Consider the following 25,612-nt stretch of genomic DNA (forward strand, 5'->3'; position numbering starts at 1 on the left):
AATTGGAGGGGTAAGTTCTCTCCTATTCAGAGGCGGCCTCGGAGGAAGACCGGCTCGGCGTCCTGTTTCGCGCGTTCATACTGGTCTGTCGCCCAGTCGAGCGCGTCGTCGGTATCGTTCACCAAGATGCCACCCAGCCCTTGCTCGGTGAAGACAACGATTCCAACCTCGTCCGCATCCGCAATCCAGAGCCCGAACGAAAACGGGATCGACGCTCGATACAGACGCACGTTCCCGTCGCTCATCAGCTCGTTTGTGAGCGTTGGAAACGCTACATAGACCTGTTCAAACACCTTGGCTGGCAGGACCATCTCCAGCGTGTAGTTGTCGCCGATCCGTACGCAGTCGTAGAACTCCTCGGCGAAGCCAGTAACGACGACTGGAGTAGCGGCGCACACCTCTGTTGCGTGCTCAACCGACTCGAGAAGCGTCTGTATGACTGCATCCGGCATCGCTGGGTCAGCCTCGTACACGTCAGCGTCGTCGAGGAACGCACAGCCAACCGAACCGTCGACCGGGAGGTTGTTGAGGAGTGGGGCTGCTTCGGCGAGTGTGGTGAGATGGTCACGATACGTTTCCTGCGCTCGGTAGCTACACCAGCCAAGCAATGTGGGTGTCCAGACTCCATCTTCGTATCGAGCGAGATTCGCATCAGCGAGGTCGCGGAGGGCACGGTCCAGCGTCGACCGCGAGGAGGCTACCGCGCTTTCTAAATCGCGTTTCGAGCGAGGCTGCTCGATGAGGGCGCGGAGGTATGAGCGTCGCTCGGTGAGGACGGTGGCGAGGTCGAGATCGCCACCGGATGGGCGGGGCATACATGCGTGTTACGAGTGGAGCATCTTTAATCTCGTCTCAAAGAGGATTAACTAAACACCAGCCGATGTGGGTGACATCCATGGCGTGGGGGAGGGTCTCACCTCGTGGGGGGATGGGGGTATGGACTGGGGTGGGGGTAGCAACCAATGGGGAGAGGCTCCCTCGCATGAAAAATTCATCAGTCGGTGAGATGAATACAATTGCCGAGTACGTGGCGGATGTGGTGTATCCACATGCCAGATGACCAATACAGGCAAACAATTAGTCGACGAACCGCCTTAAAACAACTTGGTGCCGCTGGTATACTTGGAGGAGTAGGGTTTTCGAGCGTAGGCTCTGCTCAAGCATCTTCTGGAAAGGGGCCAGTCCGTGCTCGCGGAAATATACTTAACGAATATACATTTAATCAGGATACGATTGTTCACGAAGAGTGGTATATCAGCTCCAATCTCGAGGAGCGGTACGGTTCCCGTCGTATCCGTTTTGAACATCTAGAGATGGACCGAAACCAGCTCGAAGAGGCAACCGGACATGAGTTTCCCGATGAAGGAAAACGAGTCTACCGGTCAGAGCTTGACAAACTCGTCGGAACTGAAGACGAATGGAGGGAACACTATCAAAAACAACTGGCAGCAGAAATAGGAGAAGAGGCCAGCATTCGGTCGAAGTCTGAGTATACAGGCCCCATCTGGGAATACAAAAAGAGTGGCAGCGGGCAATACACGAAGTCGGCACCAATCAATGTTGTCTGGGAAACCCCCTACAACTCATTCATTGATGTCTACAACGAGATGAAATCATCCTCTAGGTGGAATGATCCGGGAATCTGTGCGGAAGATCGATACATCCACTATGTTGACCTGTATAATAGCTATTTTATTAAACAAGACGCGCAGGTCAGCACACAGAATTTCTGTGGGGATCAACAGGATCACGTCCGTATGTGGCAACATCGTTCCAATTTTGGAGGATCTGATGGGCAATTTGAAATTGGTTCAATCCACCACGACCCATACGGTCACGGATATGGCTGCGATATCTACGGAACGTTTACCTTTGATCCGCCTGAGAGTCGGCTAAAGGATTGGTGGCGAAATAACACTCTCGCCACGGTCGGGAGAGTTAACCTCGATAACGCTCGAAGCTGGAGCGGATGTAAGGATTCTAACGATAGGTACGCTGGCTATATCAACTGGTAGGCTCGAAAGCCATATTTATTTGTAAAACAAATCAATAACCGAGTTATGTCCACAGAAGAGTCCCCCGCCGACCCGATGCGACGGATGCTTACGCTGGCAGGTGGTATGGGTGTTTTAATGTTTATTGTATCAATTAGCGCGGCGATTGTTAACAGAAGCTCATATGCGTCCTCATTATCTGGACCTACCGAACTCCTTGTACCCCTTATTGTCGTCGGGTTAGTCGTGCTTGCGCTTGTCAGCGCAGGAATTAACGCATATCTTGGTGGTAATCTCTTCGTGAGTGTCACACTTGTGTTTTCTGTACTCCTTGGGTTTGCTCTCGCCACCGAAGTACAAACCTTGATGGGCATCAGGCCGTACACTGATTCGCCTGCCGTGCCCGTCTTTTTGACTTATGTCGTAATCACACTCATGGCCGGTGTAATGGCGTGGCTCGTTGGTACTGGGGCACGACGTATATTCCAACATTCAAGTGTAACAGTTGCCCGCTAATCCCTACACCGTTCAGGTTCGGCTACGCTTCCTTCTCCCGTGAACAGCGATACGGAGTCGTTGAGAATACTGGATACGAGACTCATCTCGGATCCGAACTCGAACGGGAATTGGAGCGGATTCAGCCGATGACATCGCCGTCTGCCGATTCGTGTTCTCAACCGAACACGGATGGTCGAACAACACTAACGCGACGTCGAAAGTATCAATCTCAACAACACAGAAGACTGGAATCAGTGTAAGCAGGCAAACGATGACTACGCAGCTTGCGTGAACTGGTAAGTGCATCCGTGTTCGGTTAAGAATATGAATCGATAGACAGCGACGATTTGGTCTGAATCCAGCCAGGGTGGCCTCCAAAATCGGAATCCCCCGAGCTGTGCCTCGAAATCAGCGTTCTCGACAGCGTTGTATCGGCCGTCGACGGGATGAGGGACCGTAACCGAACACAAATGCTGGTAAGTGTAATAAGGAAGCAATCTTTTGACACGAGCGAGCTTAACAACACAAACGATGATTGATCCCATTAGTCATGCCCGTGTTGGTAGATGGGACACGACCACGAACCGATACCTCAAGTACGCCGGAGGGCTGTTCGTCCTCGCGTTACTCAGCATCCCAGCAAGCCTCGCCGTCGCTGGTGGATTAAAATCAACCCAGCCTGAGGTCGCCGACGCAATTGCTATTGGCGGCGGTGGGGGCTTAATGACGTTGTCGCTCGGAATGGCGATACTCGCTGCATACCGCCACGGGGGATACCTCTCAAGCGTCGCTCTTTCGCTGGCTGTTCCTCTTGCTGTGGCCATCCTCTATATTGTTGCTGGGGCGATGGATCAGCTCGTCGCTGATATTCAGCTCTGGATCGTTATCGCCTTCCTCATCGGTGGAGCAGTACTTCTGGGAACACTCACGTTCGCGATTGGAACATCATTCCGTGCGATCGGCTCTGGTGAATCACTAGACGGCGTCGGAATCGACCGTCAGAACTAGGGAGTTGAAGCGGGAAATCGGCGATGATTCATGTCGAAGATCTCCCGCTTCACGCAGAAAGCGGTCACGTTAGCTAAAAATGCTGTTGGTGGGCGAGGCGAAGTCGCCGCCCCCGAAGGGGGTGGCGGCTTCGCCGATTACGCGGTTGTGTCGCTGCACTGTCTGCGGGTGTACTTGGAGAAATCGTACCGGGAGACACTTGATCTGCTGAGCGAGATGCCACAAATTTTGGCCGAGATCGGCCTCGTCGAGGCCGATCTCCCAGATCACTCGACGTTAGTAAAGGCGTTTGACAGACTCAAGACGGCGCTGTGGCGAGTGCTGCTCCGACTCTCGTCGGAGCTGCACGACCCGAGCGGTCACGCCGCAATCGACGCGACGTTTTTCGACCGCGAAACCGCCAGCAAACACTACTGTCGCCGGACGAATTACCGCGTTCAGACGCTCAAAACGACCGCGCTGGTTGACACAGAAACGCAAGCGATTTTGGACGTTCACTGCTCGACCGGGAAACCGCACGACACGCAGCTCGGCTGGCAGGTCGCCCGCCGCAACGCGGGCGACCTGACCAGCCTCGCCGCCGACAAGGGCTACGACTGGATGGAATTACGCGAAAAACTCAGGGAGGAGGGCGTGAGACCACTGATCAAGCATCGGATCTTCCGGCCCATCGACCACGCGCATAACGCGCGGGTCGATGGGCCTCGTTACCGCCAGCGATCGATGTGTGAGACCGTCTTCTCGACGATCAAACGCACGCTCGGCGACGCCGTGCGTGCGCGAGCGTGGTTTCGTGAGTTCCGAGAAATCGTCGTGAAATGTATCGTTCACAACATCAAGCGAGCCGTCACACCGTGAAATCAACCGCTGTATGGCGATTCACCAGAGCCCTGTTTTTCGATAACGACGTCCTCGAGCACGAGCACGTCAAGCCCCATCCCGAAGAAGTCCTTGAGCGCCTCGGTTGGAGTGTTCACGATCGGCTCCCCGTGGTCGTTAAACGACGTGTTCAACACCACAGGAACTCCGGTGAGGCTCTCGAATTCTGAGATCAATCGATAGTATCGCGGATGTTGATCCTCGCGAACAGTCTGTGGGCGGGTCGTATGATCGGCCGGGTGGAGCACTGCAGCTATCTCCTTCTGTTTCTCCTCTCTAACATCGAATGTGTCGATCATAAATGGTGACGCCGTCGCATCAACAAAATACTCGTCGACTGCCTTCTCCAACATCGAGGGGGCGAATGGTCGCCATCCCTCACGATGCTTGACGAAGCGATTCACCCGATCACGAGAGTCGACCGATCGGGGATCCGCGAGGATACTTCGACCTCCCAGGGCACGGGGCCCCAATTCGAGTCGACCCTGGAACCAGCCGACGAGTGCCCCATCTGCGAGTCGTTCAGCTGTATATCGCTCGAGATCGAGCGGTTGCGAGAAATCAATCTTGTTCGTTTCCAGTAGGTCTACGATCTCATCGGTGGTGTACTCGGGTCCGAGGTACACTGTGGTCATCTCTGGCACGTCTCGGGGGTTTTGCTCCAGCCACCCTGCACCGAGCGGTAACCCGGCGTCGTGTGCGACTGGTTGGATAAAGACGTTCTCGACGGCTTCTGACTCTCGAATTTGCTTGTTCAGTTTGCAGTTGAGCATCACACCACCAGCAAGCGCCACATTGGACGTCCCGAGGTGGTCAGTGTAGGTCTCGACGATATCCAGCACGGTTTCTTCGAGTAGTTTCTGCGCAGTGTAGGCGAAATCCTTCTCCCACTGATCGAAATCGCCGGGCGTCTCGTTCCGCGGCCGATCGAACAGTTCCTCTAGTCGTCCCACTCCGTATCCCGCGCCCCAGCGCTGTGTCAACGAGGTAACGTCGTATTCACACCCCGTTTCGATGACCTCACGAAGAACGGACTCGATCTCTGGATTCTCGTTGCCATAGGGGGCTAGTCCCATTACTTTGCCCTCACCGTTGAACATCCGATAACCGAGGTACTCCGTAACGACGGCGTAGAACAACCCTAGGCTATTCGGGTGGTCGTACGTCCGGATCCGTTCGAGTCCAGATTCGTCACCACGCCAGACAACGGTTGCATCGTATTCGCCCTTCGCGTCGATGGTGAGGACGAGGGCTTCGTCGAATCCCGACGGCTGGAACGCACTCGCGGCGTGACACGCGTGGTGCGGGCGTGTTTCAACGGGGGGGATAGGTGTGCCGATCGTCCGCAATCGGTTCTCGATCTGTTTAGTGGGGAAGAACTGCGCCTGTAATTGGGATTTGACTGTCCACTCGAGATGGCTCAACTTCGGGCCGAGACCGTCAAGACGAACCGTATCAAGCAGGTAGTGGTCCAAAATTTCCGACTGAAGCGACGGATCGTATGGGAGGAGTATCCGTGAGAGGTCACTCAGTTCGAGGTTACGGTAGTCAAGACAGGCCCGAATGGCCTCTTCTGGAAATGTGTTCGGGGCGTGCTTGTCTCGGGTTAATCGCTCCTCTTCGATGGCGAAGATGAGGGTCCCATCTTCGAAGAGGGCAGCGCTCGGGTCGTGTTGGCCGTACAACCCAATTGCGGGTTTGAACGAGAGTGTGTGCGTCGACATGGGATTTGATTAGTGTTCGTTATCAGGTGCCTGGTCAGTATGCACGTATACCCAGATGAGGTCACCATTCCGTAGCTGGTACTGCTCTGGGTTCACGTCAGCCGTGCGTTGCCGGATGATGATCTCCGTTCCGCCCGTACTGGAACGGTAGGTTCCACCGAACTTTTCGCCCGCATCATATTGAATCACGTGGCCTTTCTTAGATTCCTGTGAGTACTCAATCGATGGAATCGTATTGAGCGCGGTTGCGAGTGTGACTGGCTCACCGGTGTTGAACCACGTGTATGGGTTGTCGTCGTCACGAAACTGAAACTGTTCTGTACCCGCTTGCTCGTAGTTGCTCCCTTCAAAGTTCAGCCGCCGGTTATTGACGTCGAACACGAGCTTGCCTGTGCGAGTATTATCTCCCGAAGTAGTGGCAGTCGCACTCTTCGTAGTAATTCGCACCCAGAAGTTGTCGTTATGTTGGACCTCGTACGTCGTTGGATCGATCGTTCGAGTCCCTTCATGGATATCGATCGTTACGCCGCTGTCTGTCGTCCGGTACGTCGTCCCCTCGTACGTGATGACGGGCTCACCACGCCCATCTTGAGAGTAACTGATTCCGGGCAAGAGGTTGAGCGCACGGGCGAACGTGATGACTTTCTTCTCGTTGCTCCACTCGTTCGGTCCGTGAGCCGAGTCGTGAAAGTGGAAGTAGACCGTCTCCGGATGCTTCTTTTCGATAGTGTCGAGGTAGTACCGCTGCTGATCGAAGTCCACCAACGTACCATCAATCTCGAAGAAGAGGCGACCGTGCCAGTGCGAGTCCTTATAGCCCGGTGCATCCTTTGACGCTTCTTCCGTGGTCGTCGATTCTTCAGTCGGTGTCGGTTCCTCTGTGGTAGTCGTAGTGGTTCTGGCCGTGGGCGATGGGGTATTCGTACTCGTCCGTGTCGAAGTCGGCGGGGTATTGGCTCCATCAGAACCGCTCGCACAGCCAGCGAGCCCACCTACAATTGGAACTCCAGCAAAGCGTAACAACTGACGCCGAGACCACTTACTACTAGGCATGCATCGGCACGTAAGCGAGGATCCACCTTACTTATACAGTGTATAAGCACCGTGTTGGGACGCAGAACACACGATTGGTAGTTTCAACCGATTGGGAGAGATAATGATAATCTCCAGCCACGATCAAGCAGTTGAGCAGGGATTAAATCTGTCGACCTGGTCGGTTCACAACCGAGAGATCTTCTCGTTATTGCCTCACGGATGCTTAGTACGAGTGTCCATGAGCGTAATGAGGCCGGTGAGATATAGTAGTCCAACAGCCAGAGCGAATCCTCCGAATAGGGCAGCCATTCCTTGGAGTAATGAGAGGGAGTCTAATCCGCCAAGATACACCTCAATAGCACTTGTGGCAGCAAGGAGAAGCCACACTATGCCGATAAGCTTCTGACGGGTATCGTCCATTTCATTATCATCACCTCCATCGTCTTGCAAACCCATCGTCGGTCCGAGAATGATGCTTGTCCGTGTGTGTATTCACAACGAGTTGACGATCGGGGCTCTGTTTAGTAACCAGGAAACGCAGGCCAGTATTCTGTTCTCTGTACTCGAAGGAAATCTTCTTCATTCACTCCACAACTGAACATGGACTGTCATCAACGCTTATGAGCCTGCCAATCTGATGTACCAAACACGGACCCCCCAACCATGGGCGAACTCGCGACTGGCCTGCGAACACTCGGCACTCGATTCGATATCAATGAGCGTGACGTGGCGGTCTGGAGTGCGATCCTGCTCGCGGAGTTTCTCGCCGTTCTCACGTACGTGGGCATGACGTCGACGACGATTACAGAGCCTCGGTATGCGGTGTACCCATTCATTTGGATCAACGTTGGGCTCCTTGCGGTGTCACGAACGGAACTCTCAGACCGAAGCTGGCGCATCCAAACTCTTGCCCTAGGAGCGACTGGCATCTATCTGCTTGTGCTGTTGTACCTCGGGGGTCTGGTTCGATTCGGCGTCTTCACGCCGCTCGGACCCGGAACCGAGTTCCGTATTTCGTGGGCACTCCCCGGGTGGGGTCCTGTCGTGGTCTTTCGCAACCCGTGGCTTCAGACAGTGGCCGTCCCGTTCAAGGCCGCCGGCTATCTCTCGTTCGCGTATCTCCTCTACGCTCGATTGCTTGACGCCACGAAAGGGGTCCTTTCGGGCGTGTTCGGCCTCGTCTCTTGCGTTGGCTGTACGTTTTCGATTCTCATGCCGTTGTTCGGCGCGTCAGCGTTCAGTGCGGTCACACAGCTGTCGTGGGACCTGTCGACGGTCGTCTTCTTGCTCACGGTCGCTCTGCTGTACTGGAGTGCTGAAGTCGAAGCGGTTCTATCGGCGCGGATTCGGCATCTGTCTTCCTGATCGACACCACAGCTTGAGCCCCTCTCTGAGAATAACAACGTTGTCGTTTCCCCTGTCGTTCGCTACCGGTAATTGTGCCACACTGATCGAGCATTCACATCCAAGGATAGCTACATTCGTCCATGTGCTCACGACCCCCAGAGCTGGTTGTGGGCCGTCATGTTCACCCGAACTTCCCTATATTATGACACAAAAAGCACTTACGGGCGAACGTAAATCGACTAGCTACCGTGGAGTTCCTCCTCGTCCTGAGATACCTCTTGATGCTCGCGGTATTCACCTCGCTCGGTGCGCCGATTGCCGCGTTAGTCTTTCGTGAATTTCCACGCAGAGGCGCGGCGTTCTCATTGCCCACAGCGCTGATTCCCTTCGCTATCGTCGTTTTTTGGATCGGACAGCTCACCTTTGGGCTTCACACGATTCTCATCGGCATCGTCGTGCTGATTGCTGGCGCGTTCATCGCTCACCGGCTCGGTGGCCAACCAAAATGGGACTCAGTCGCTGTGATGTACGGCGTTTTCATCGTGGGGTTTTCAATCCTCGTCGTGGTTCGCGCAGCAAGCCCGAGTATCACGCCGGCCGGCGGCGAGCAGTTCCTTCACTTCGGATTGGTGAAGTCGCTCGAACGGGCCCCTGGCCTCCCACCGGAGGACTTCTGGTATGCCGGCGAGCCACTCAAGTACTACTACGGGGGTCAGCTCCAGGTTACTAGCTTTTCGATGCTAACTGGGACCAAACTGCGATACGGGTTCAACTTAGGGATTGCGACGTTCTATGGTGTGATGTTCGTTGTCGCGTACGGACTCACTGGTGCGATAGTCGAGAACAGGGGATACTCCCATCGATTCGGTGGTGCCCTAGGGACGTTCTTCGTTGCGGTCGGGGGCGGAACGACGACGGCTACTCGTCTACTGACGCCATACCTCCCCGACGGCGTCGCTGACGTGGTTTCTCCGGCTGCCTTCGGATTTGTCGCCACCCGCTTCAACAACGGGGCCTTGAGCCGGACAATCGCCGAACTCGCAACCCCCTCCGAATGGTCGTGGTGGTACACCCGATACGTGGTTCCCGGTACTCTCCAGGAAGTCCCGCTCTACTCGTTCGTCAAAGGTGATCTCCACGGACAAACGCTCTCAACCGGCTACGTTCTATTCGCCGGTGCAGTTGCCTACGCTTACTACACGGCACCGAAGAACGCGCGCCGGCGACGTGCTACGATCCTGTTCGGCGGCTTGGGAGCTATCGGTGGCGTCTTCGGCTTCATGAATACCTGGGCCCTCCCGACGGTCGGCGGCCTAACGGTACTCACGGTTGGGGCGGCCGAGGCACATCCGGCCACGTTGTTGCCCGAACGCTATGCGGATCGGCTCCACATTGATATTGGTAATACCGACACACGTCCTGGGTGGCTGATTGCGGAGCTTTGGCGACTTCTCCTGGCCGGAGTCGGCGCCGTCATCGTTCTCCTCATCTCCATCACTATCGCCTCGCCGTTCCTGCTGTTTGGTGACGTGCCGACGAACAACGGCATCGGGATCTTTCCCCCACGCAGTCCACTGGGACCGTTTCTCGTCATTTACGCTGGCCTGTTTGCGCTGTTCGCAGCGTACGGCATCACACGTGGCTGGCCCATCATCGAAGGAACCAACCGGCGAAGTCTCACACTGGGGATTCTCGCGCTCCTTGTCACGATGGTCGGGACAGTTGTGTGGCTCGACTTCGCCGTTCTCGCGGTGACCGGGCCACTCCTGCTTGGCGGATGGCTGCTGGTACGCTCGGGTCGGGGGGACTTCGCGCTGATCTTGCTCATCGCGGGTGCCGGTCTTCTCCTGTCGTTCGAGCTGGTCTATGCACGGTTGCCGCAAATCGGTAACCCCCGCTGGAACACGTCGCTAAAGGTCGCCGTGCAGGGCTGGACGCTCGGAGCTGCTGGAGGTGGTGCAGCAGCCGCGATTCTGGTGACGCGAAGCTGGGATCGACTTTCCGACTTCAGGGTCCCGAACAGTGCCCTCGCTGGAGATGGCACGCTGACGAGTTGGCGTGTTGCACTCGCTTCGAGCGCAACCATCGCCCTCGTTACGATGGTCGTCCTCGCGAGTCTCGCCTTTCCGGTCATGGCTCTTAATCAAGAGGTTGCAAGAGACGCCGTTGAGGGAGACTACGACCCCACACTGGATGGGCGAGCCGACCTCGAACAACGGCGTCCCGCACAAGCAACGGCCATCGATTGGCTCGACGACCGACCGGGGACCCCGACTATCGTTGAGGCGCCTGGGCCTTCGTATCAATGGACAAGTCCCGCCTCGACGTTCACCGGTCTGCCGTCAGTCATTGGTTGGGATCACCAAGAGGAGTACCGGAGCCCCGAGGCATACACACGCCGAGTTACTGCTGTGGACGAGATTTACACTGGTGAATGGACAGACGCTGCGCAGTATCTGGATCGCTACGAGGTCCAGTACGTCTACGTCGGACCGAACGAACGGGAGCGATATGGCGACGAACTCCGCTCGTTTGATCGCTCGGTTTTCACCGTAGCCTTCGAGAACGAGGCCGTAACGATCTACGCTGTGGAGGAGACGCAGTTGTTGAACCCTTCGATGGAGGATTCGAAACAGCTCCGAGCGTTCCTCTCGAAGAATCCTTGAGTGGGTCAGACGGTGACGAACAGCCCCGTCACGTACATGAAGACGAACCCGACGAGGAACGCCCCGAGGTTCAGCGGCGTCGCCGCCCGCCCAGTGTCGCCTTGAGCCATCTTCGTTAGCTCCCAGACGACCTGTAGAATCGCACCGACACCGATCGCGAGGAAGAACGTCCCGAGCGTCGGTGAGAACGCGTAGCTACCGATCCAGGCACCCGGAATCACTGGCCCGCCCGCAAGCACGCCGAACGCAACAAAGTGTTTCAACGCGGGCCGCTCCCCCCGGGCAACCGGACCGACGATCGCTGGCCCTTCGGTCACGTTGTGAATCATGAACCCGATGACGAGGAACGTTCCGAGCGCCACCCGACCGAGAGCGAACGCGCTCCCGATAGCGAGCCCCTCCGCGAGGTTATGCAGGCCGATACTGATGGCTACCAGATAGGCGACCCAGAGCCCGCTGCTCGCCCGTTCGCTCCCAGCCGCCGCTTTCTGTTCGCGCCACGAACTGATCGCCTGCACGGCGAAGAATGCGCCGACGACGCCGAGGACGAAGAGCAGACTTCCTTCGAACGCACCCGGGACTCGCTCGAGGAGTTCGATCGCGTCAAACGTCGCGTCGAAGGCCAGAAACGCCAGGACTCCGGCGGCAAACACGATCACGGCGTGCAACCAGTGCTCCGAGAGCGAGCGGAGATACGGGAACCAGAGGATTCCCAAGGCGACAGGGATGATACCGACGAACAGTCCGACGACCGCGAGCGTCCCGAGGATGGTGCCAGTCACCCCGGGCGACGTGGAGGGTGCGACGATCGTGTGGCTGACCGTTGGTCCGTCCGAGAGGACCAGCGTAACGTCGAGGTCCCAGCCGGGATTCCAGCGATACGGAATTTCGATAGTCGCGCTCTCCAACGGTGCGAGCGTCCGGTCGCCACCACTTACCCCAAAGTTCCAGTACGCGTCGTTGACCAGCACCTGCGAGACCGTTACCGCATTGGGGCCGTTGTTCGTGACGTGGACGAGGATCGTTCCCTGATCCGGAAGTGTCGTGTACGAGATTGTCACGTCGGGGAGAGGTTCGCCACCTGTGCCGAGGGCCGCAAAGGGATTTCCGACGAGGAACAGCCCCAACACGATCGCAAGCAACACGACCGGTAGCAGGGCGAGGACCCACCGCGGAAGGCCGAAGGTTTGACCCTCCTCGACGGTGACACCGCCATTTGGTTCGGATCGCTCATCGCTCATTTAGACCACCTCGAAGAAGCTCATCCAGCCGAGTTCGGCGAACTCCGACTGGTGGGCGTGGAACATGTACAGTCCCGGCTCGTGATTGGAGTAGTCGAGTTCGAGAATGCCACGCTGGGCCTGACACTGCATCACCGTATCGATGGTCTGATGTGTCGGCGTAAGCGTCGTCCCGTGGTCGTAGTAATCGTAGAACTGTGAGTGGGTGTGCAGCGAGTTGATGGGATCGAACTCGGTAGCGTTCACGAGATAGATCCGCTGGCGGTCGTTCCGGTCGATCTGTATCGGGCGTTTCGTCTCGCCAGCTTGCCAGTTCCCGTTGCCGTCGGTCCGACCAACGCCGTATGCGAAGGCCCGGGTGTTCACTGCGTACACCTCGTTGTCGACGTCGAAGTTCGTGTCGAACCCGTTCATCACCATCACCAGCTCGTTGAGATCGTAGTCGTTGCGCTGGATGAACTCGTAGTTGCGACGTTTGGCCGTCTCTACGAGGTCCTCACGTAGCGCGTCGGTGATCTGACTCGGGTGGTATGGGACGTACTCCTCAGGGTGTTCTCTGACCCGCTCAGGGTCCGGGTCGACGATGATTGCCCCATAGAGGCCACGGTGAACGTGCTCTTTGAGCGGCGATGAGTGGCAGTGATACAGGTGGACACCCATCGGGTTGGCCTGCCACTCGTACGTGAACGACTCGCCAGTATCGAGTTCGCCGGGACCGTTCTGCGGAATGCCGTCCATTTCGGGGCGGAGGTTCCGCAGGTGCGGATGGATGGTATGCGGGTTCGATGAGCCGTTGGTGAATCTAATCCGGACGAGGTCACCCTCGGTTACACGGAGCGTCGGCCCGGGTACCTGCCCGTTGTATGTCCACGCCGAGAATTCGACGCCGGGGGCGATCTCGACGGCCGTATCGACGGCCGTGAACTCGAACTCACGCACCGTCTGGCCGTTTTCCTCGAACACGCGTTGGGGAACGTTGTCCTGGCCGTCCCGCCCGGTGTTGAATTGGGTGAGAAACTCGTGCGGGTCAAACCTGGTGTTCTCGTACTCGCCGCGCGCTCCAAACCCACTGTCGTCATCATCACTACCAGCGCCCTGTCCCATAGCCGAGCCACCGAGACCGGTGAGGGCAGCGCTACCAGCCAGCCCTAATCCCCCAAGTACGCTACGTCTGCTCACGGGGAATGCTGTATCGAGGTGGTCGACAAGTCGAGCCTCTAGCGCCTCCGTGTAATCCGCGGCCCGGGTGTAATCGAGTGAGGGCATCACGCACCCCCTCTGGCGTTGGTGGCGGCCTGTTCCGGTTCGTCATTCAGTTCGCGGACACGAATCGTCCGGGCGACGTCCATCGGAAGCGAGACCGGTGTGTCGTCGGGTTGTGGTTGAACAGTGATCAGATCGATCGGGGCAATCTCGGTGACGACCAGATTGGTCCCCGGCGTGATTCCGGCTTCGTCGAGATACGCTAACTGTTCAGGATCGCGGTCGCTCACTTCAACGACGACGAGATGCGCTCCGTCTTCACATTCGCTCAAATACGTGTCGGAACGGGAGGCGAGAGCGAGCGTTTCGCTCGGGATCGGTGCGCCATGCGGGTCAACAGTTGTCTCATCCAGCGCCTCCGCGAGTCGTTGTTCAAGCGTCTCGCTAATGTGGTGCTCGAGTACGTCCGCTTCCTCGTGAACCTCGGCCCAGTCGTAGCCTAACTGTTCGACGAGATAGGCTTCGAGTAGACGATGATGGCGAATTACTTCGATGGCGACGGTCTCGCCTTCATCGGTGAGCCTCACTCCGTTGTATGCTTCACGTTCGACGAGTCCGCGCTCGGCGAGTTTCTTTGTCATGGTCGTCACTGTCGGGGGCTTGACCGAGAGCTGTGACGCGATTTCGGAGGTCGAGACGAGCTCCTGGTCGGCATCCTGAAGCTCGTAAATGGCTTTGAGGTAATCCTCCATCACGTTGGTGAGCATATCTGGTTTAGATGGAGCTAATAAATAAAATTGCCGACTCGAATACCAGGTAGTCCTTGTGTCTACTTATCAGAGAGACATTCATAGGGATCTCAAGGTGGATACCTGCGCCTTCAGGCTCAGGAGGAAACCGACATGGTGGTGTGACTGTTCTCCGTCGATGGCTAGCCGACTCCCCATCCCTGTATTAACATTCAAGTACATTGTCTGTCTTGTGATGGTATGGAGGTCCGCCGGACCGTCCCCGTCAAACTCGACGTGGAGAGTGCCGACGCGAACCTCCTCCACGAAACGATACGGCAGTTCCTCAACGCTGCTGACTACGTCGTGGACGTAGCCCAGGACGGTGAATGGGTCGAGACGCGCAAGTCTGTCCTCCACGACGAGACCTACTCTGCCATCCGCGACCGAACCGACCTCCACAGCAACCACGTCCAATCGGCACGAGACCGCGCTGTGGACGCGCTCAAGAGCGTCGTGGCGAAGTGGAAGCGGGGAGAGTACGCCTCGCTCCCGGCGTTCACCACGCCGTTCTGTGAGTACAACCAGCGCAACGCGACGTTCTACGACGACCACGCCACGCTCTCGACTGTCGATGGGCGCGTCACCGTCGAGTACGTCTTCCCCGACGAGAACCGCGACACGCCCCACTCGCAGTACCTCCTGAACGACGACTACGAGACGACCGGTGCCACCCTCCACGAACGCGAGGGTGAGTTCTACCTCCACATCCGAACAAAGGCGGATGTGGACGTCCCCGACCGCCCCGAGAACGGAACGGTTCTCGGTGTCGACCTCGGGGTCGAGAATATCGCCGTCACGTCGACGGGGACGTTCTGGAGTGCGGACGAGTTCACCCACTGGCACCGCGAGTACGAGAAGCGTCGTGGGTCGCTCGCGCAGTGTGGAACGCGGTGGGCGAACGAGAATATCCAGTCGGTCGGTCGGACGGAGACCGGCCGGTTCGAGCAGCTGCTCCACCGTGTTGCCAACGAGGTAGTCGTAGAGGCCGTCGAGACGGGTTGTTCGTACATCGCCTTCGAACAGCTTACGAACATCCGCAAGCGGCTGCCACACGCGAACTGGCACCACCTCTGGGCGTTCCGACGGCTCACGGGCTACGTCAAGTACAAGGCCGAAGTTCGCGGTATCACCGTCCGGTTCGTGAATCCACAGTACACGAGCCAGCGGTGTTCGACATGCGGGTTCACGCACGAGGACAACCGGCAGACGCAGGAGTCGTTCTGCTGTCAGGACTGTGGGTACGAGAACCACGCAGACTACAACGCGGCGAAGAACATCGGTCTGAAGCTCCTTCGGAGCCAAACTGGAACCGAGGGAGGCGCACCCGTAGGCGTGCGCTTGAACAGCGGGATGCTGAACACGAACGGGGTTGTTCCCGTACCGGGTTCGGTTAGAGTGGGAGTCCATGCTGAATGCCACGGCCTTTAGGTCCTGGTAGCTTACTAGCCCTTTCGGACCACTACCTGCGCACAGCGCCGTCGTTGTTTGCCCGAACGCCGAATTTGGTATAATTAAGGGGCATCCAACATTCAAAAGACATCCTCCACCCATCACCGTGAACTGAGTGTAGATCTCACATTAGCCCAGGGTTTGCCGATGCTTCACGACCCGTTTTGCGAACGCACCCCATTGTAGTGCAAGGACAATGACCACGAGACCCACGAAGTAGAAGCGGAACCAGTTTGGGTCTGACGGGGGTGGGTTCTGGAAGACGAGGTTACGGAGGCTGAGCTCATAGTGGAGGAAAATAAAATACGCTGCGTGGAGACCGGCGAGATAGAAAATCACATACGCTAATCGCTGGACGTACTTCCATTGCTGATACCCTAACGCGTGCATCGCCCGGTCGGACGAGATAGCGGCAAGGACAAGAGCCAGAATGAGGGCAACGGTACCGATGAGGTTGGCAAGCCCAAATCCTGGGTTCGTCAGGACGAGTTCTTCGATGCCGACTGCAGAGAGATCCTCAAACCCGAGGAAGCGTCTCACGGACCACCGTGCCCATCCATCCCACACGAGGTAACCGTGGATGGTGGCTGTGAGCGCGAACCAAATCCCCAACGGACGTCGCCATTTTAACAGGGATGTCGCCTGCCGCCGAAGTTCGACGAGGGGTCCAATCGCGAGAGCCATCGCAAGCAAAATGAATGATGCGTCCCCCAATGCACGCCAGAACCGCATATCGGACGACCACTCGCTGTGGCCAAGCAGAGCGAAATATATAAGAAAAATAGTAATTATAGCGACACCAAGGTGTTGATATATGACTTGGGTGCGTGAGGCTGATACTGTCCGACTCTCGTCTGCTTGTGCTGCTTCTGTACCCATGATCCGGTCGATCCCAATTTATCGATCGGTGAAATAAGCCTTTTGAGAGTGGGTTAATGGCGTGCCGCCGAAGATGGCGTCTGTGAAGCTATATGCCGTATAATTGGCCTTGCAAAATGGATTAGCTGAAAGTAGGCGCTAAGCCCCCTTCCTCAGCGAGCGCCTACTTTCAGCGAAGGGAAGGCGCGAGCAGGGAGGGGATACAGCGCCGGACAGTTCTCATACACGATTCGGTGACAGTCCTACAGACCCACGCAGTTGCAATGTTTTTGTAATAGGGTAGCATAGTATTGACTGAACCCAATGGAATACGACCTCGATTCGGGAGCGCACTCGACGTTTTCCCTGCACTATCACCTGATACTCACCACGAAGTATCGACGCGGAGTGCTAACCGAGGAGCGAACCCAATTCATTCACGGGGTCATCAGCGGGTTCACGGACAACTACGGTGTCGAACTGACGAACCTCGACGGCGAGGACGACCACGTACACATCCTGTTCCGAGCGAAGCCAACCACAGACCTCGTGAAGTTCATCAACACGGTCAAGGGCGCGACCGCTCGCCGTATCCGCAACGAGTACGAGGATGAACTGAAGACCGAACTGTGGGGCGACTCGTTCTGGAACGACTCCTACTGCCTCATCTCGACGGGGCAGGTGTCGCTGGATGTGCTGAAACAGTACGTCGAGAACCAACGAGAGTAACAGATGTACTACGCCTACAAGTACCGTCTCAAGCCGTCCGACGCCCACCACGAGGAGTTGGACCGCCACCGAGACATTTGTAGGCAACTGTACAACCACACGCTCTACCGCCTCAACGAGCACCAAAACGAACACGGCAAACTGCCGTCCATGACCACCCTGCGGTCGGAGCTCCCCGACCTCAAGAAGTGGTGGGACGGCCTCTCGGACGTGTACTCGAAGGTTCTCCAAACCGTCGTGGAACGTCTGTTCGACAACCTCAAAGGCCTCTCCAAACTCAAGGAGAACGGCTACGGCGTCGGCCAACTCAAGTGGAAGCCACCACGCGAGTTCCGCAGTTTCACCTACAGTCAGTCTGGCTTCAAGCTCGACAAGAAGGGCGGCCAGACTGTCCTGTCCCTCTCGAAACTCGCGAACATACCGATCCGGCTTCACCGACCCATCCCCAACGACGCCCAACTCAAGCAGGTCACACTCAAAAAGGAGCCGACGGGCGAGTGGTTCGCCACCTTCGGCATCGAAATGGACAGCGAACCGCCCGAACCACCCGAGAAACCCGAGAAACCCGAGAAGTGCGTCGGAATCGACGTAGGGATTCTCAAGTACGCCCACGACACCGACGGCACGGCGGTCAGGTCACTCGACCTCTCCACCGAACGAGAACGTTTGGAGCGTGAGCAACGGAAGCTCTCGCGGAAGCAACACGGCTCTGCCAACTACGAGAAACAACGGCGTCGGATCGCGGAGTGTCACGCCGACCTCCGACGGAAGCGCCGCGACTTCTTGCACAAACTCTCGAACTACTACGCGAGAGAGTACGACCTCGTAGCGGTCGAAGACCTGAACGTGACGGGGATGATGGAATCGTCGTCGAACAGCCGCAACACCGCCTCTGCCGCGTGGCGAACGTTCCTCTCATTGCTCGAATACAAGTGCGAACGCAACGGAACGCACTTTGTCGCCGTGAACCCCCGAGGAACAACCACAGAGTGCGCGTCTTGTAGCGTCTCGACGGAGAAGCCGTTGTGGGTCCGTGAACACGCCTGTCCCGCCTGCGGGCTTGAGGCGGACAGGGACGCCAACGCGGCGTGGAACATTCTTTCTCGCGGCCTCGAAGCTGTAGGAGTGGGACACTCCGAAGCAACGCCTGTGGAGACTGCGCTCCCTGTGGATTCACCTGTATCTGCAAAGCGCGTCGTGGAAACAGGAAGCCCTACCCACAAGGAGCGAACGGCGTCAGCCGTGAGCAAGTAGAGTAGGGTAGTTCACTAATCGTATCTACTAAAGTGGGGGCTCAATTTGATATCGCAATGGCGGTGAAGATGCTAAGCCTCCATCCTCAACGATCGACCGTAGGGAGTGAGTAGGGCGCGGGAGTTCACTGCTATACCTGCTTACTCGCTAGCAGCGAACGATCTCCAGGTCCGCCGGTCCAGTAGAGGCGGACCACTTGTTGGCGGTCTCCTCTAACGACGCCGGAATCACCCTGCCTGATGAGTCCGGACCACGTTACACGTCGTTCGATTCCATCCACCGTTACAATGAGTTCCGACGCGGAGACTGGCTCACCACCGTCGTGTGTAATCTGAACGTGTGTGGCGTTCATACGGTTGAGCGTCCAGTTAATTTCGGGCTCGTCTGCAGATTGTTGTGATGGCGGTTCATCGCAGCAAAAATGAGGATTCCGATGCCTAGGAGGATGAAGACGACGAGGACGATTCCGATGAGATCCAGTATTCTCTCGCCATCGTCGATCATCATTGCCCCCAATTGATCGAAATCGCCATCGTATGCTTCTCCCCTGCCTACCGGGGAATATCACGAGAACGTTTGTGTTTTCGGGGCCTAACGATATCCATTATTGTGAGAGAGTGCCGCCACAGCGGCACCGCCCGCTGTCGAGCAGTTCTCGAAGCCTGTACGAATCACCACAGTTCTCACAGGTCACACGCACCGACATGACGAGATCCAGTTTTCCGGTCTTGAGTTTCTCGCCTCTCCGGAGCTGTTCGAGCGTCTCGGCGATGACCGCCTCACTCCGTGATTGCAGCCGGCGAATGCGGGTGTCAGCATCCGACGCGTCGAGTGTCTTTCGCGCCCCAGTATCGACGTCAAGTGCCTCTCGAAGATGCTTTCGAACGGTTTGGTACGTTACGAAATCACTCTCCAGCTTGTCGACGTCGATACCGGCGTGTTCGAGTCGGCTCCTGATTTCAGCGCGTTTTCCTTCGCTCACGTCGTCTCCTGTCAGTATGCGATAGACACTTTCGACGCCGTCGAGGAGAACGATATCTGTGTCCTCTAATACACGGTCTAACATCCGCATGTTCACATATGCTTCGAGGTCACGAAGACTGGCCCCTCGCTCTTGATGCCGGTGGTAGAGTTCCTCGTTCAAATCGGTGAGCCCGTACTCCTCGGCTTTTCGGTCGACCTTGCAGCCACAGTCGTTGAAGCGTTGCATTCCTTCTTACAGAGACCCGGACTCGTCGTCGCCGGGAAGACTCGTTCTGAGTTGATCGACCGGCCATTTTGGATGACTCATTATATCGGTGCTGTAGTCTCCGAGAAAGCAAAAATGGTGGGATTGATCGATACAGCCATACGACGAACATGTACCCAGGGGATGTATATTTCATATATAATTTCTAATATTATTGGTTCCTGAGCAGGGAGCACCAATACACATATGCGGTTACATAACCGTTCACCACGTATGAGCGTCGATCCATCCCCCGCGGTCGTGCTCGCCCTCGGCGGCCTTGTGGGTGTCGTGGCCATCGGATTATCTGTCCTTGCGTATCACGAGTTCAGAGACTCAAATTACCGCCGGATGTTGCTTCCAGTACTAGCGGCCACAGTGGTTTTTACAGTCTCTCATGGGTTGCTGTATTTCTGGCCCCAACACCCGCCGATTGTCAACGCACTTGAACCGCTTTCGTACACCGTGTTAGCACTCGGTGTCTTTCGGCTCGTCGCCCTCCATCCCGACATAGCCGTGGTTGTACGTGGTGATCGCAGATGATCGTGGACATGTTTGAGCTGTATGAGGGGCTGGTCGGCCTCGGCATACTGGCGGGAATCGCCTTCGTCCTGCATTCGGATCGCTTCCTCGTGATTCATCGTGAATTCCTCCTGCTGATCGCTGCCGGGACCGTATTGTCGATCACGGCACAGATGGCGTTCTTATACTACTGGCCGAGCGGACTTCAGCTGGCACATCTCCTGTTCATCCTTTCGATAGCAGCTGGGTTGTATTCGCTGGTTGCAGCCCGGCATGAGACGTTGCCGTCCATCAACCGTCTCTCCGGCCCGTGAGTTGAGAAAACCAATCATATCGCTCGTCCAATAACTCGTCCCGCGTCTGTTGTTGACTAGGCCAACAGTTCGGGGACGATAGCGACCAGAAGGTTACCCGCGACTCCCAAGACCAGTACCGATGCGACGACCTGCGAAATTGCATGAAAATGCTGTCCACGGGCTGCGGAGACACGAAACAGAGTACCCGCCCCACCGCCGATGAGAGCCATTGTGGCAACAATCATAACACCATATACCACTACGACTCCGGGCAGAAGGGCCACATCGGTCTCCGCCAGCGCGACCGAGATGAACGCGAGCATCGATACCGGCGGCGAGAGTGTGAACAACGCACCGACGAAGCCGATCTTGAGATACCCGATGATCCCGTGGCTATGCGTGTGTTCGCCGTGGTCGTCGACAGAGTCCCCGTTGGGGTCTGTTCTGGAACGAATCGATGGTGGCAAATGCAGATGGTAGTGCGCGTGTGGGCCTTCACCGTGGTCATGAGTATGCCGGTGGATGAGTTTTCGAGTGCCGGTGATCCCGAGGTAAAGCCCTAGAACCCCCAACGAAATGCCGACGAACACCATTCCAGCCTGTTCGAACACTGGAGGAAAGGTTGCCGTCTCAAGCAGGACGTACGCGATCGCGATCCAAACGACAACGATCGCAACGTGGCCGACAGCAAAACACCCGCCGACGAGGGCTGAGAGTCTCGGATCACCCCGTTCGTGAGTCAATGCTGTGATACCAGCGACGTGGTCGGGTTCGATCCCATGCGTGATTCCGAGAGTACCGGCTGTAAGTAATAGTCCCGCTCCGGTTGTGAACTCCATCGTCGCGGTGATAACAATATGGAGTTATAAAACCACTCCGTCGGCCCACGAAACCGGCGTTAATTTAAGGCTCGGCGAATGTCGTATTCGTTCCCAGTCGCGATATACGCGACATCCTCGATGACCTCGAACAACTCAGGATTGACGCGGAGTAGCGCCCAGACTAATCCGACGAGCACGACGACGGAGAGGCTCTGCGAGATGATGCGATCCGAGACGAAATAGGAGACCAGGTACGGATCTGAGGCTCCGAACAGGAAGAGGATTTCCTGAACGTAGAACTGGAACCACTGCTTGCCGAACGCTACAGCGATAAACGCAACACGAAGGATATTTGCGAGATAAATCACGGGGATCGCGATCGTAACAGCCTGGAGTTTGCGTGACAGAGATGCCTCCGTCGACGTGATAAGTCCCGAAACGACGGACATGCTTCCGATTCCCGTACACGCGAGAATGACACTCACTTCGATACGGTGGCTATTCGGAAGGACAAACTGGAAGGTATTCTGATACCCGAGATCCCCTGCAACAATAGCTGGTGAGTATCCAAGCACCGCGAGAAGCCACTCGGCATTGTTCGTGGTCGTCTCGATCAGCCACTCCTGTAGAGGCGCAAGTGTGAGGAACGGTACATAGATGAGTCCCATGAGAGCAATCGACCGAGTAAGCGTGGAGAGATCCCGCTTTTCAGTCCAGACGAGATACGCGGTATACAGGCTTGCGGGAACGGCGGCGGCGCTCAGAAAGCCTTCAATGTAGCTTTTCTGCACGAAGGCGAAGTGGGGAACGAGCAGCAGCCAGAAGATCGCAAAGAGAATCCACGCACCAGTTGCTGCATATCGAGGCGAGAAGACCGGCACACCCTTTCCGTAGAGTGAACGCTTGCGAACGAGTGTAGCAATGACGAAAACTGCAATAACGACCCACGCAAACGGATCCGTAACCTCTGGAACACCCGGGATAACACCGCCTAAATGGCCTGGCATAGCTGACGGTTTGTGATTTTTTCGAGTGGCATATAACCTTTCCGTCAACGAAATCTTCGGTGTCAGGAACCGCTTCAGAACTCTGGTGGATCAGCCCCATCGAACAATAATCCCGCTTAACGAGGGGCCTGATTGAGACTCAGAGACGACACACTAGTGAAGTCTCACAATTCTCGTGGTCGTTTATCGGGTGTATAAGCAAGTAAGCAGCTGTGCTAAGCTGGATTGCTATGGCATCGCACTCACGGCGTCAGTTCCTACTGGCGTCCAGCAGCGGAGTTCTCGCCACGCTCGCTGGCTGTTCCGCGTTGGGAAGTCAAAACGACGATACAACAACGCCTACAGCGACCGACAAAGAAATTACGACCACCACGACGACTAATGGGGGGACTACAACCACCACGTCGTCGACTCAGAAGACGACAACCGCCACGCCCGAGGAACCGATGGGCTCGCCCGGGGGTCAATCTGGAGAGCACTGGCATGGCCAGCTCTTCTTCGAGGTTAACGGCGAGCGGATTAACTTCGAGCAGTCCAAGTACGAAGAACTCGACGAGAAGTTCCACTTCGCGTCGGATGGGGATCAGTACAAGTGGCATAACGAGCAAGATACCGTCACGCTGCAGTATGCACTCAACACCCTGCCAGACATTGAATACCAACACGAGGGGCAGGCCCACATCATCACCTTCAGAGGTACGACCTACCAATCGAGCGACTCAGACACGTCAATCACCACCATGCGTGGAGAGACGAGCATCGACCCGTGGATATACACGCTTCGTGACGGTGACGTCATCACCGTACGCATAGACACCGACGCCACAACGAAAAATGAAACAAGTACAATGTGATGGCCGACTTGCCTCGGGCTTTCTGTAGGGTAGCCCTGGTTGTGACACCAGCTGGAGTCAGGGGAGGCATCCGAATACCGAGATTATCAGCCATAGGAGCCCCTACACGGGAATCTTTGTGAGATGAATCGTCCTGGCCAGCAAAGGAATTTCGATAAGAAGACCTCGGAAAGACGGAGAACCGACAAAGAAGTCATACGGGGGATAAATAACTGCCCTACGTCTGAAGTTCGTCGGCTGAGAGGCGCGTATACTTATCATCGAGAGCCGCTGCGTCCTCGGGGAGTAGGGCAACGATGAGATACGGAACCGTATCAGCGACATACTCGACCAGTCGAGCAATCCGGGATGCGTCGATCGCTTCGACTGAGTCCAGCAGGACCATGGGTACCGTTTCGTAGACGTCGTGAGCAACATAGCCCGCAAGCGCTACGATGAGGCCGGTTACCTCACGTTCGCTTTCACTCAGGTGGGCCACCGTATCCTCGTACACGGTGCCATCCGCTGTCGTCCGAATGACGTGAAGATCGAACGTACTATCCGGGATACCGGTCCCGGAACCGGACCCATCGGTTTTCCGCTCGATCCAGACGCGTTCGAGGTTCTCGTACTCCAGTAATTCGAGGATGTCTGCCATCCGGTCGTTGAAGACCTCCACGACCTCCCGTTCGAGATCCTCGACTCGTGTCCGGAGCGACGAGAGTTCAGTCTGGAGTTCGTCACGCTGTGCTTCGAGCTGGTCGCGTTCATCCGCTAACTCCTCGATCTGTTGCAACTCGTCCCGAACGTCAGTGAGTTCTTGCTCTACCTGGCCACGTTCGTACTCCAGTTCGCTAACCGTTTGGTACTTCTCCAAGAGATCGCTGTCGCGGAGGTCTTCCGTCTCCGCGATCTCTTGCTCGAGCTGGGTTACCCGCTCTTCGAGGTCGGCTTCACGTTCCTGCAGTTCCGCGATCCGGTCCTGTCGATCCTGAATCTCGGTCTCGATCTCCTGACGTCGTTGTTCGAGTTGCTCCCGCTTCGTGGAGAGCGTTTCGAGCTGTGCTTGTCGATCACTGATTTCCTCGATCCGTTCCTGAGCAGCCTTTCGGTCCGCCCGTCGCTCTTCGATCACGTCTCGGAATTCGTCGACGCGTTCACCGATCTCCTGGCGCTTGACGTCGCTCCCACACGTCCAACATTCGATCGTTTCGGACGTTGGATCAAGCTGTGCGGTGACATCGTCCGACTCCGTCCGACCCAGTAGTTCGTCCGTTTTGGTTCCGCCTTCGAGCAATTCCTCGTTAAATTCGACGATGGCCGAGAGATCGCTGATAGCGTCGGCCAGAATGCGCTTTCGTTCCCGGAGTCGCTCTAATTCCGTCTCAATCTCCTGCACCTCCCCGGATACGTCGCCATCCACCTCCTCGAGTTCAGCTTCGACCTCGTCGCGTTCGTCCCGAAGTGCCTCCAGACTCGTCTGTTGTGTTTCGAGTTCTTGACGGGCATCAGAGAGCTTCGCCTGCGTCTCCTGGTGTGTCTCGACGACATCTTGGGCGGCACTCGCCTCTTCTCGATCGGCCTCGTGTGCCTCAATTTCCTGACGGCGGGCCGAGAGTTGCTCTTCGACGTCTTCCAATTCCTCCTCAAGGGTCGTCCGTCGTTGCTCTAGATCAGGCAGACGGTCGCGTTGACGTTCGATTGTAGACAGACGCTCTTCGAGTTCGCACCGTTCATCCTCGAGTTCTCGAATCTGCGTCTGTAGTTCATCAATGTCGACTGGCCGCATAACGAGTTCCCGAAGGTCATCACCACGTTCGACGGCCTGTCGCGCAGGATTCGACTCCAGAAGGCAAGCGAAGAGATCGACGAGCGTCTCGTCGGTCGTATACGGCTCTCCTTCGACACGGACCCCACTGTTCTCACGAATGAATCGTCGGGTGTAGGTGTCCCCGTCGAGTTCTAGTGTGACTTCGCCCCGGTCGGCGTCGCCTTTGAGCGCCCCGGCCGAACCACCTAATGCACTTGCAACCGCAGTGAGTAATGACGTTCGATTTGTCGCATTGTGGCCCGTAAGAATCGTCACGTCTGGTCCGAACTCGACGTTGCAGGTGTCGATACCGCCGAGATTCTGAACGGAAACTGACACTGATTTGTTGTCAATCTGTTGTGGCATGTTACTGGGTCGTCGTTCTGAATGGATTATTCACGATGCACTGCAGGATTCGA

24 protein-coding genes are annotated in these 25,612 nt (G+C 56.6%); 12 read left to right on the forward strand and 12 right to left on the reverse strand.

Annotated features, from left to right (window positions below; genetic code table 11):
* Window positions 1-26: 26 nt before the first annotated feature.
* Window positions 27-815: a helix-turn-helix transcriptional regulator gene (locus EGH21_RS17475; RefSeq protein ID WP_220619744.1), complete on the reverse strand. Its 789-nt coding sequence runs from the start codon at window positions 813-815 to the stop codon at window positions 27-29.
* A gap of 234 nt (window positions 816-1,049) precedes the next feature.
* Here EGH21_RS17475 and EGH21_RS17480 point away from each other — a divergent pair, with 234 nt between their 5' ends.
* From EGH21_RS17480 to EGH21_RS17495, 4 genes are all read left to right on the forward strand, one after another.
* Entirely contained in the window at window positions 1,050-2,015 is a 966-nt protein-coding gene (locus EGH21_RS17480; RefSeq protein ID WP_220619745.1) for a hypothetical protein, read from the forward strand.
* A 45-nt stretch (window positions 2,016-2,060) separates the two neighbouring features.
* Window positions 2,061-2,510, forward strand: a complete 450-nt coding sequence (locus EGH21_RS17485; RefSeq protein ID WP_220619746.1) for a hypothetical protein — start codon at window positions 2,061-2,063, stop codon at window positions 2,508-2,510.
* A 513-nt stretch (window positions 2,511-3,023) separates the two neighbouring features.
* Window positions 3,024-3,500, forward strand: a complete 477-nt coding sequence (locus EGH21_RS17490) for a hypothetical protein (protein ID WP_220619747.1) — start codon at window positions 3,024-3,026, stop codon at window positions 3,498-3,500.
* 30 nt (window positions 3,501-3,530) lie between these two features.
* The gene (locus tag EGH21_RS17495; protein WP_220619748.1) at window positions 3,531-4,358 is read left to right on the forward strand and encodes an IS5 family transposase; all 828 of its coding nucleotides are present in this window, start codon (window positions 3,531-3,533) and stop codon (window positions 4,356-4,358) included.
* 2 nt (window positions 4,359-4,360) lie between these two features.
* On the opposite strand, the gene EGH21_RS17500 is transcribed toward EGH21_RS17495, so the two are convergent.
* From EGH21_RS17500 to EGH21_RS17510, 3 genes are all read right to left on the reverse strand, one after another.
* Window positions 4,361-6,103, reverse strand: a complete 1,743-nt coding sequence (locus tag EGH21_RS17500) for a carbamoyltransferase family protein (protein WP_220619749.1) — start codon at window positions 6,101-6,103, stop codon at window positions 4,361-4,363.
* Between the two features lie 9 nt (window positions 6,104-6,112).
* Window positions 6,113-6,865, reverse strand: coding sequence for a hypothetical protein (locus EGH21_RS17505; protein WP_220619750.1), 753 nt, complete (start codon window positions 6,863-6,865; stop codon window positions 6,113-6,115).
* Between the two features lie 486 nt (window positions 6,866-7,351).
* Window positions 7,352-7,588, reverse strand: a complete 237-nt coding sequence (locus EGH21_RS17510) for a hypothetical protein (RefSeq protein ID WP_220619751.1) — start codon at window positions 7,586-7,588, stop codon at window positions 7,352-7,354.
* Between the two features lie 213 nt (window positions 7,589-7,801).
* Here EGH21_RS17510 and EGH21_RS17515 point away from each other — a divergent pair, with 213 nt between their 5' ends.
* Together EGH21_RS17515 and EGH21_RS17520 are read left to right on the forward strand one after the other, a co-directional pair.
* A complete protein-coding gene (locus EGH21_RS17515) occupies window positions 7,802-8,503 on the forward strand; it encodes a DUF7546 family protein (protein ID WP_220619752.1) in 702 nt (233 codons plus the stop codon).
* A 230-nt stretch (window positions 8,504-8,733) separates the two neighbouring features.
* Window positions 8,734-11,151, forward strand: a complete 2,418-nt coding sequence (locus EGH21_RS17520; protein WP_220619753.1) for a DUF2298 domain-containing protein — start codon at window positions 8,734-8,736, stop codon at window positions 11,149-11,151.
* A 5-nt stretch (window positions 11,152-11,156) separates the two neighbouring features.
* Here the strand turns inward: EGH21_RS17520 and EGH21_RS17525 are convergent, their stop codons facing one another.
* The 3 genes from EGH21_RS17525 to EGH21_RS17535 are packed head-to-tail and all read right to left on the reverse strand — an operon-like array spanning window position 11,157 to window position 14,362.
* Window positions 11,157-12,392, reverse strand: a complete 1,236-nt coding sequence (locus EGH21_RS17525; RefSeq protein ID WP_220619754.1) for a ZIP family metal transporter — start codon at window positions 12,390-12,392, stop codon at window positions 11,157-11,159.
* Entirely contained in the window at window positions 12,393-13,658 is a 1,266-nt protein-coding gene (locus EGH21_RS17530; protein ID WP_220619755.1) for a multicopper oxidase domain-containing protein, read from the reverse strand.
* Window positions 13,658-14,362, reverse strand: a complete 705-nt coding sequence (locus EGH21_RS17535; RefSeq protein WP_236035632.1) for a metal-dependent transcriptional regulator — start codon at window positions 14,360-14,362, stop codon at window positions 13,658-13,660. The genes EGH21_RS17530 and EGH21_RS17535 overlap by 1 nt, the downstream gene beginning before the upstream one ends.
* 222 nt (window positions 14,363-14,584) lie before the next feature.
* Here EGH21_RS17535 and EGH21_RS17540 point away from each other — a divergent pair, with 222 nt between their 5' ends.
* The gene (locus EGH21_RS17540) at window positions 14,585-15,814 is read left to right on the forward strand and encodes an RNA-guided endonuclease InsQ/TnpB family protein (RefSeq protein ID WP_220619756.1); all 1,230 of its coding nucleotides are present in this window, start codon (window positions 14,585-14,587) and stop codon (window positions 15,812-15,814) included.
* A gap of 150 nt (window positions 15,815-15,964) precedes the next feature.
* On the opposite strand, the gene EGH21_RS17545 is transcribed toward EGH21_RS17540, so the two are convergent.
* Window positions 15,965-16,714, reverse strand: a complete 750-nt coding sequence (locus EGH21_RS17545) for a ferric reductase-like transmembrane domain-containing protein (protein ID WP_220619757.1) — start codon at window positions 16,712-16,714, stop codon at window positions 15,965-15,967.
* A gap of 303 nt (window positions 16,715-17,017) precedes the next feature.
* Here EGH21_RS17545 and tnpA point away from each other — a divergent pair, with 303 nt between their 5' ends.
* Window positions 17,018-17,422 carry an IS200/IS605 family transposase gene (gene tnpA, locus EGH21_RS17550; RefSeq protein WP_220619758.1) on the forward strand — a complete coding sequence of 135 codons (405 nt, stop codon included), beginning with the start codon at window positions 17,018-17,020 and terminating at the stop codon, window positions 17,420-17,422.
* Between the two features lie 3 nt (window positions 17,423-17,425).
* Complete coding sequence (locus EGH21_RS17555; RefSeq protein ID WP_220619759.1) at window positions 17,426-18,676, forward strand: RNA-guided endonuclease InsQ/TnpB family protein; 1,251 nt, start codon at window positions 17,426-17,428, stop codon at window positions 18,674-18,676.
* A 604-nt stretch (window positions 18,677-19,280) separates the two neighbouring features.
* Here the strand turns inward: EGH21_RS17555 and rdfA are convergent.
* The gene (gene rdfA / locus EGH21_RS17560; RefSeq protein WP_220619760.1) at window positions 19,281-19,886 is read right to left on the reverse strand and encodes a rod-determining factor RdfA; all 606 of its coding nucleotides are present in this window, start codon (window positions 19,884-19,886) and stop codon (window positions 19,281-19,283) included.
* A 252-nt stretch (window positions 19,887-20,138) separates the two neighbouring features.
* Here rdfA and EGH21_RS17565 point away from each other — a divergent pair, with 252 nt between their 5' ends.
* Together EGH21_RS17565 and EGH21_RS17570 are read left to right on the forward strand one after the other, a co-directional pair.
* On the forward strand, window positions 20,139-20,447 hold the full coding sequence (locus EGH21_RS17565) for a hypothetical protein (protein WP_220619761.1): 309 nt from the start codon (window positions 20,139-20,141) through the stop codon (window positions 20,445-20,447).
* Window positions 20,444-20,740, forward strand: a complete 297-nt coding sequence (locus EGH21_RS17570; RefSeq protein WP_220619762.1) for a hypothetical protein — start codon at window positions 20,444-20,446, stop codon at window positions 20,738-20,740. The genes EGH21_RS17565 and EGH21_RS17570 overlap by 4 nt, the downstream gene beginning before the upstream one ends.
* Window positions 20,741-20,796: 56 nt before the next feature.
* On the opposite strand, the gene EGH21_RS17575 is transcribed toward EGH21_RS17570, so the two are convergent.
* The gene (locus EGH21_RS17575) at window positions 20,797-21,561 is read right to left on the reverse strand and encodes a hypothetical protein (protein ID WP_220619763.1); all 765 of its coding nucleotides are present in this window, start codon (window positions 21,559-21,561) and stop codon (window positions 20,797-20,799) included.
* Window positions 21,562-21,620: 59 nt separating this feature from the next.
* Entirely contained in the window at window positions 21,621-22,526 is a 906-nt protein-coding gene (gene artA, locus EGH21_RS17580; protein ID WP_425433314.1) for an archaeosortase A, read from the reverse strand.
* 254 nt (window positions 22,527-22,780) lie between these two features.
* On the opposite strand from artA, the gene EGH21_RS17585 reads away from it, so the two are divergent.
* Window positions 22,781-23,404: a hypothetical protein gene (locus EGH21_RS17585; protein ID WP_220619765.1), complete on the forward strand. Its 624-nt coding sequence runs from the start codon at window positions 22,781-22,783 to the stop codon at window positions 23,402-23,404.
* A 217-nt stretch (window positions 23,405-23,621) separates the two neighbouring features.
* On the opposite strand, the gene EGH21_RS17590 is transcribed toward EGH21_RS17585, so the two are convergent.
* The gene (locus tag EGH21_RS17590; RefSeq protein WP_220619766.1) at window positions 23,622-25,532 is read right to left on the reverse strand and encodes an archaea-specific SMC-related protein; all 1,911 of its coding nucleotides are present in this window, start codon (window positions 25,530-25,532) and stop codon (window positions 23,622-23,624) included.
* Window positions 25,533-25,612 lie beyond the last annotated feature (80 nt).

The sequence above is a fragment of the Haloarcula rubra genome (assembly GCF_019599465.1).
GTDB classification, from domain to species: Archaea; Halobacteriota; Halobacteria; order Halobacteriales; family Haloarculaceae; genus Haloarcula; species Haloarcula rubra.

Excerpts from the sequence above, each read along its gene's own strand:
- EGH21_RS17555 (WP_220619759.1), top strand. The coding sequence starts at position 17,426 with ATGTACTACGCCTACAAGTACCGTCTCAAGCCGTCCGACGCCCACCAC.
- EGH21_RS17515 (WP_220619752.1), top strand. The coding sequence starts at position 7,802 with ATGGGCGAACTCGCGACTGGCCTGCGAACACTCGGCACTCGATTCGAT.
- rdfA (WP_220619760.1), bottom strand. The coding sequence starts at position 19,886 with ATGCAACGCTTCAACGACTGTGGCTGCAAGGTCGACCGAAAAGCCGAG.
- EGH21_RS17540 (WP_220619756.1), top strand. The coding sequence starts at position 14,585 with ATGGAGGTCCGCCGGACCGTCCCCGTCAAACTCGACGTGGAGAGTGCC.
- EGH21_RS17485 (WP_220619746.1), top strand. The coding sequence starts at position 2,061 with ATGTCCACAGAAGAGTCCCCCGCCGACCCGATGCGACGGATGCTTACG.
- EGH21_RS17585 (WP_220619765.1), top strand. The coding sequence starts at position 22,781 with ATGGCATCGCACTCACGGCGTCAGTTCCTACTGGCGTCCAGCAGCGGA.
- EGH21_RS17565 (WP_220619761.1), top strand. The coding sequence starts at position 20,139 with ATGAGCGTCGATCCATCCCCCGCGGTCGTGCTCGCCCTCGGCGGCCTT.
- EGH21_RS17490 (WP_220619747.1), top strand. The coding sequence starts at position 3,024 with ATGATTGATCCCATTAGTCATGCCCGTGTTGGTAGATGGGACACGACC.
- EGH21_RS17535 (WP_236035632.1), bottom strand. The coding sequence starts at position 14,362 with ATGCTCACCAACGTGATGGAGGATTACCTCAAAGCCATTTACGAGCTT.
- EGH21_RS17575 (WP_220619763.1), bottom strand. The coding sequence starts at position 21,561 with ATGGAGTTCACAACCGGAGCGGGACTATTACTTACAGCCGGTACTCTC.
- EGH21_RS17500 (WP_220619749.1), bottom strand. The coding sequence starts at position 6,103 with ATGTCGACGCACACACTCTCGTTCAAACCCGCAATTGGGTTGTACGGC.
- EGH21_RS17475 (WP_220619744.1), bottom strand. The coding sequence starts at position 815 with ATGCCCCGCCCATCCGGTGGCGATCTCGACCTCGCCACCGTCCTCACC.
- EGH21_RS17570 (WP_220619762.1), top strand. The coding sequence starts at position 20,444 with ATGATCGTGGACATGTTTGAGCTGTATGAGGGGCTGGTCGGCCTCGGC.
- EGH21_RS17480 (WP_220619745.1), top strand. The coding sequence starts at position 1,050 with ATGCCAGATGACCAATACAGGCAAACAATTAGTCGACGAACCGCCTTA.
- EGH21_RS17525 (WP_220619754.1), bottom strand. The coding sequence starts at position 12,392 with ATGAGCGATGAGCGATCCGAACCAAATGGCGGTGTCACCGTCGAGGAG.
- EGH21_RS17495 (WP_220619748.1), top strand. The coding sequence starts at position 3,531 with ATGTCGAAGATCTCCCGCTTCACGCAGAAAGCGGTCACGTTAGCTAAA.
- EGH21_RS17530 (WP_220619755.1), bottom strand. The coding sequence starts at position 13,658 with ATGCCCTCACTCGATTACACCCGGGCCGCGGATTACACGGAGGCGCTA.
- EGH21_RS17545 (WP_220619757.1), bottom strand. The coding sequence starts at position 16,714 with ATGGGTACAGAAGCAGCACAAGCAGACGAGAGTCGGACAGTATCAGCC.
- tnpA (WP_220619758.1), top strand. The coding sequence starts at position 17,018 with ATGGAATACGACCTCGATTCGGGAGCGCACTCGACGTTTTCCCTGCAC.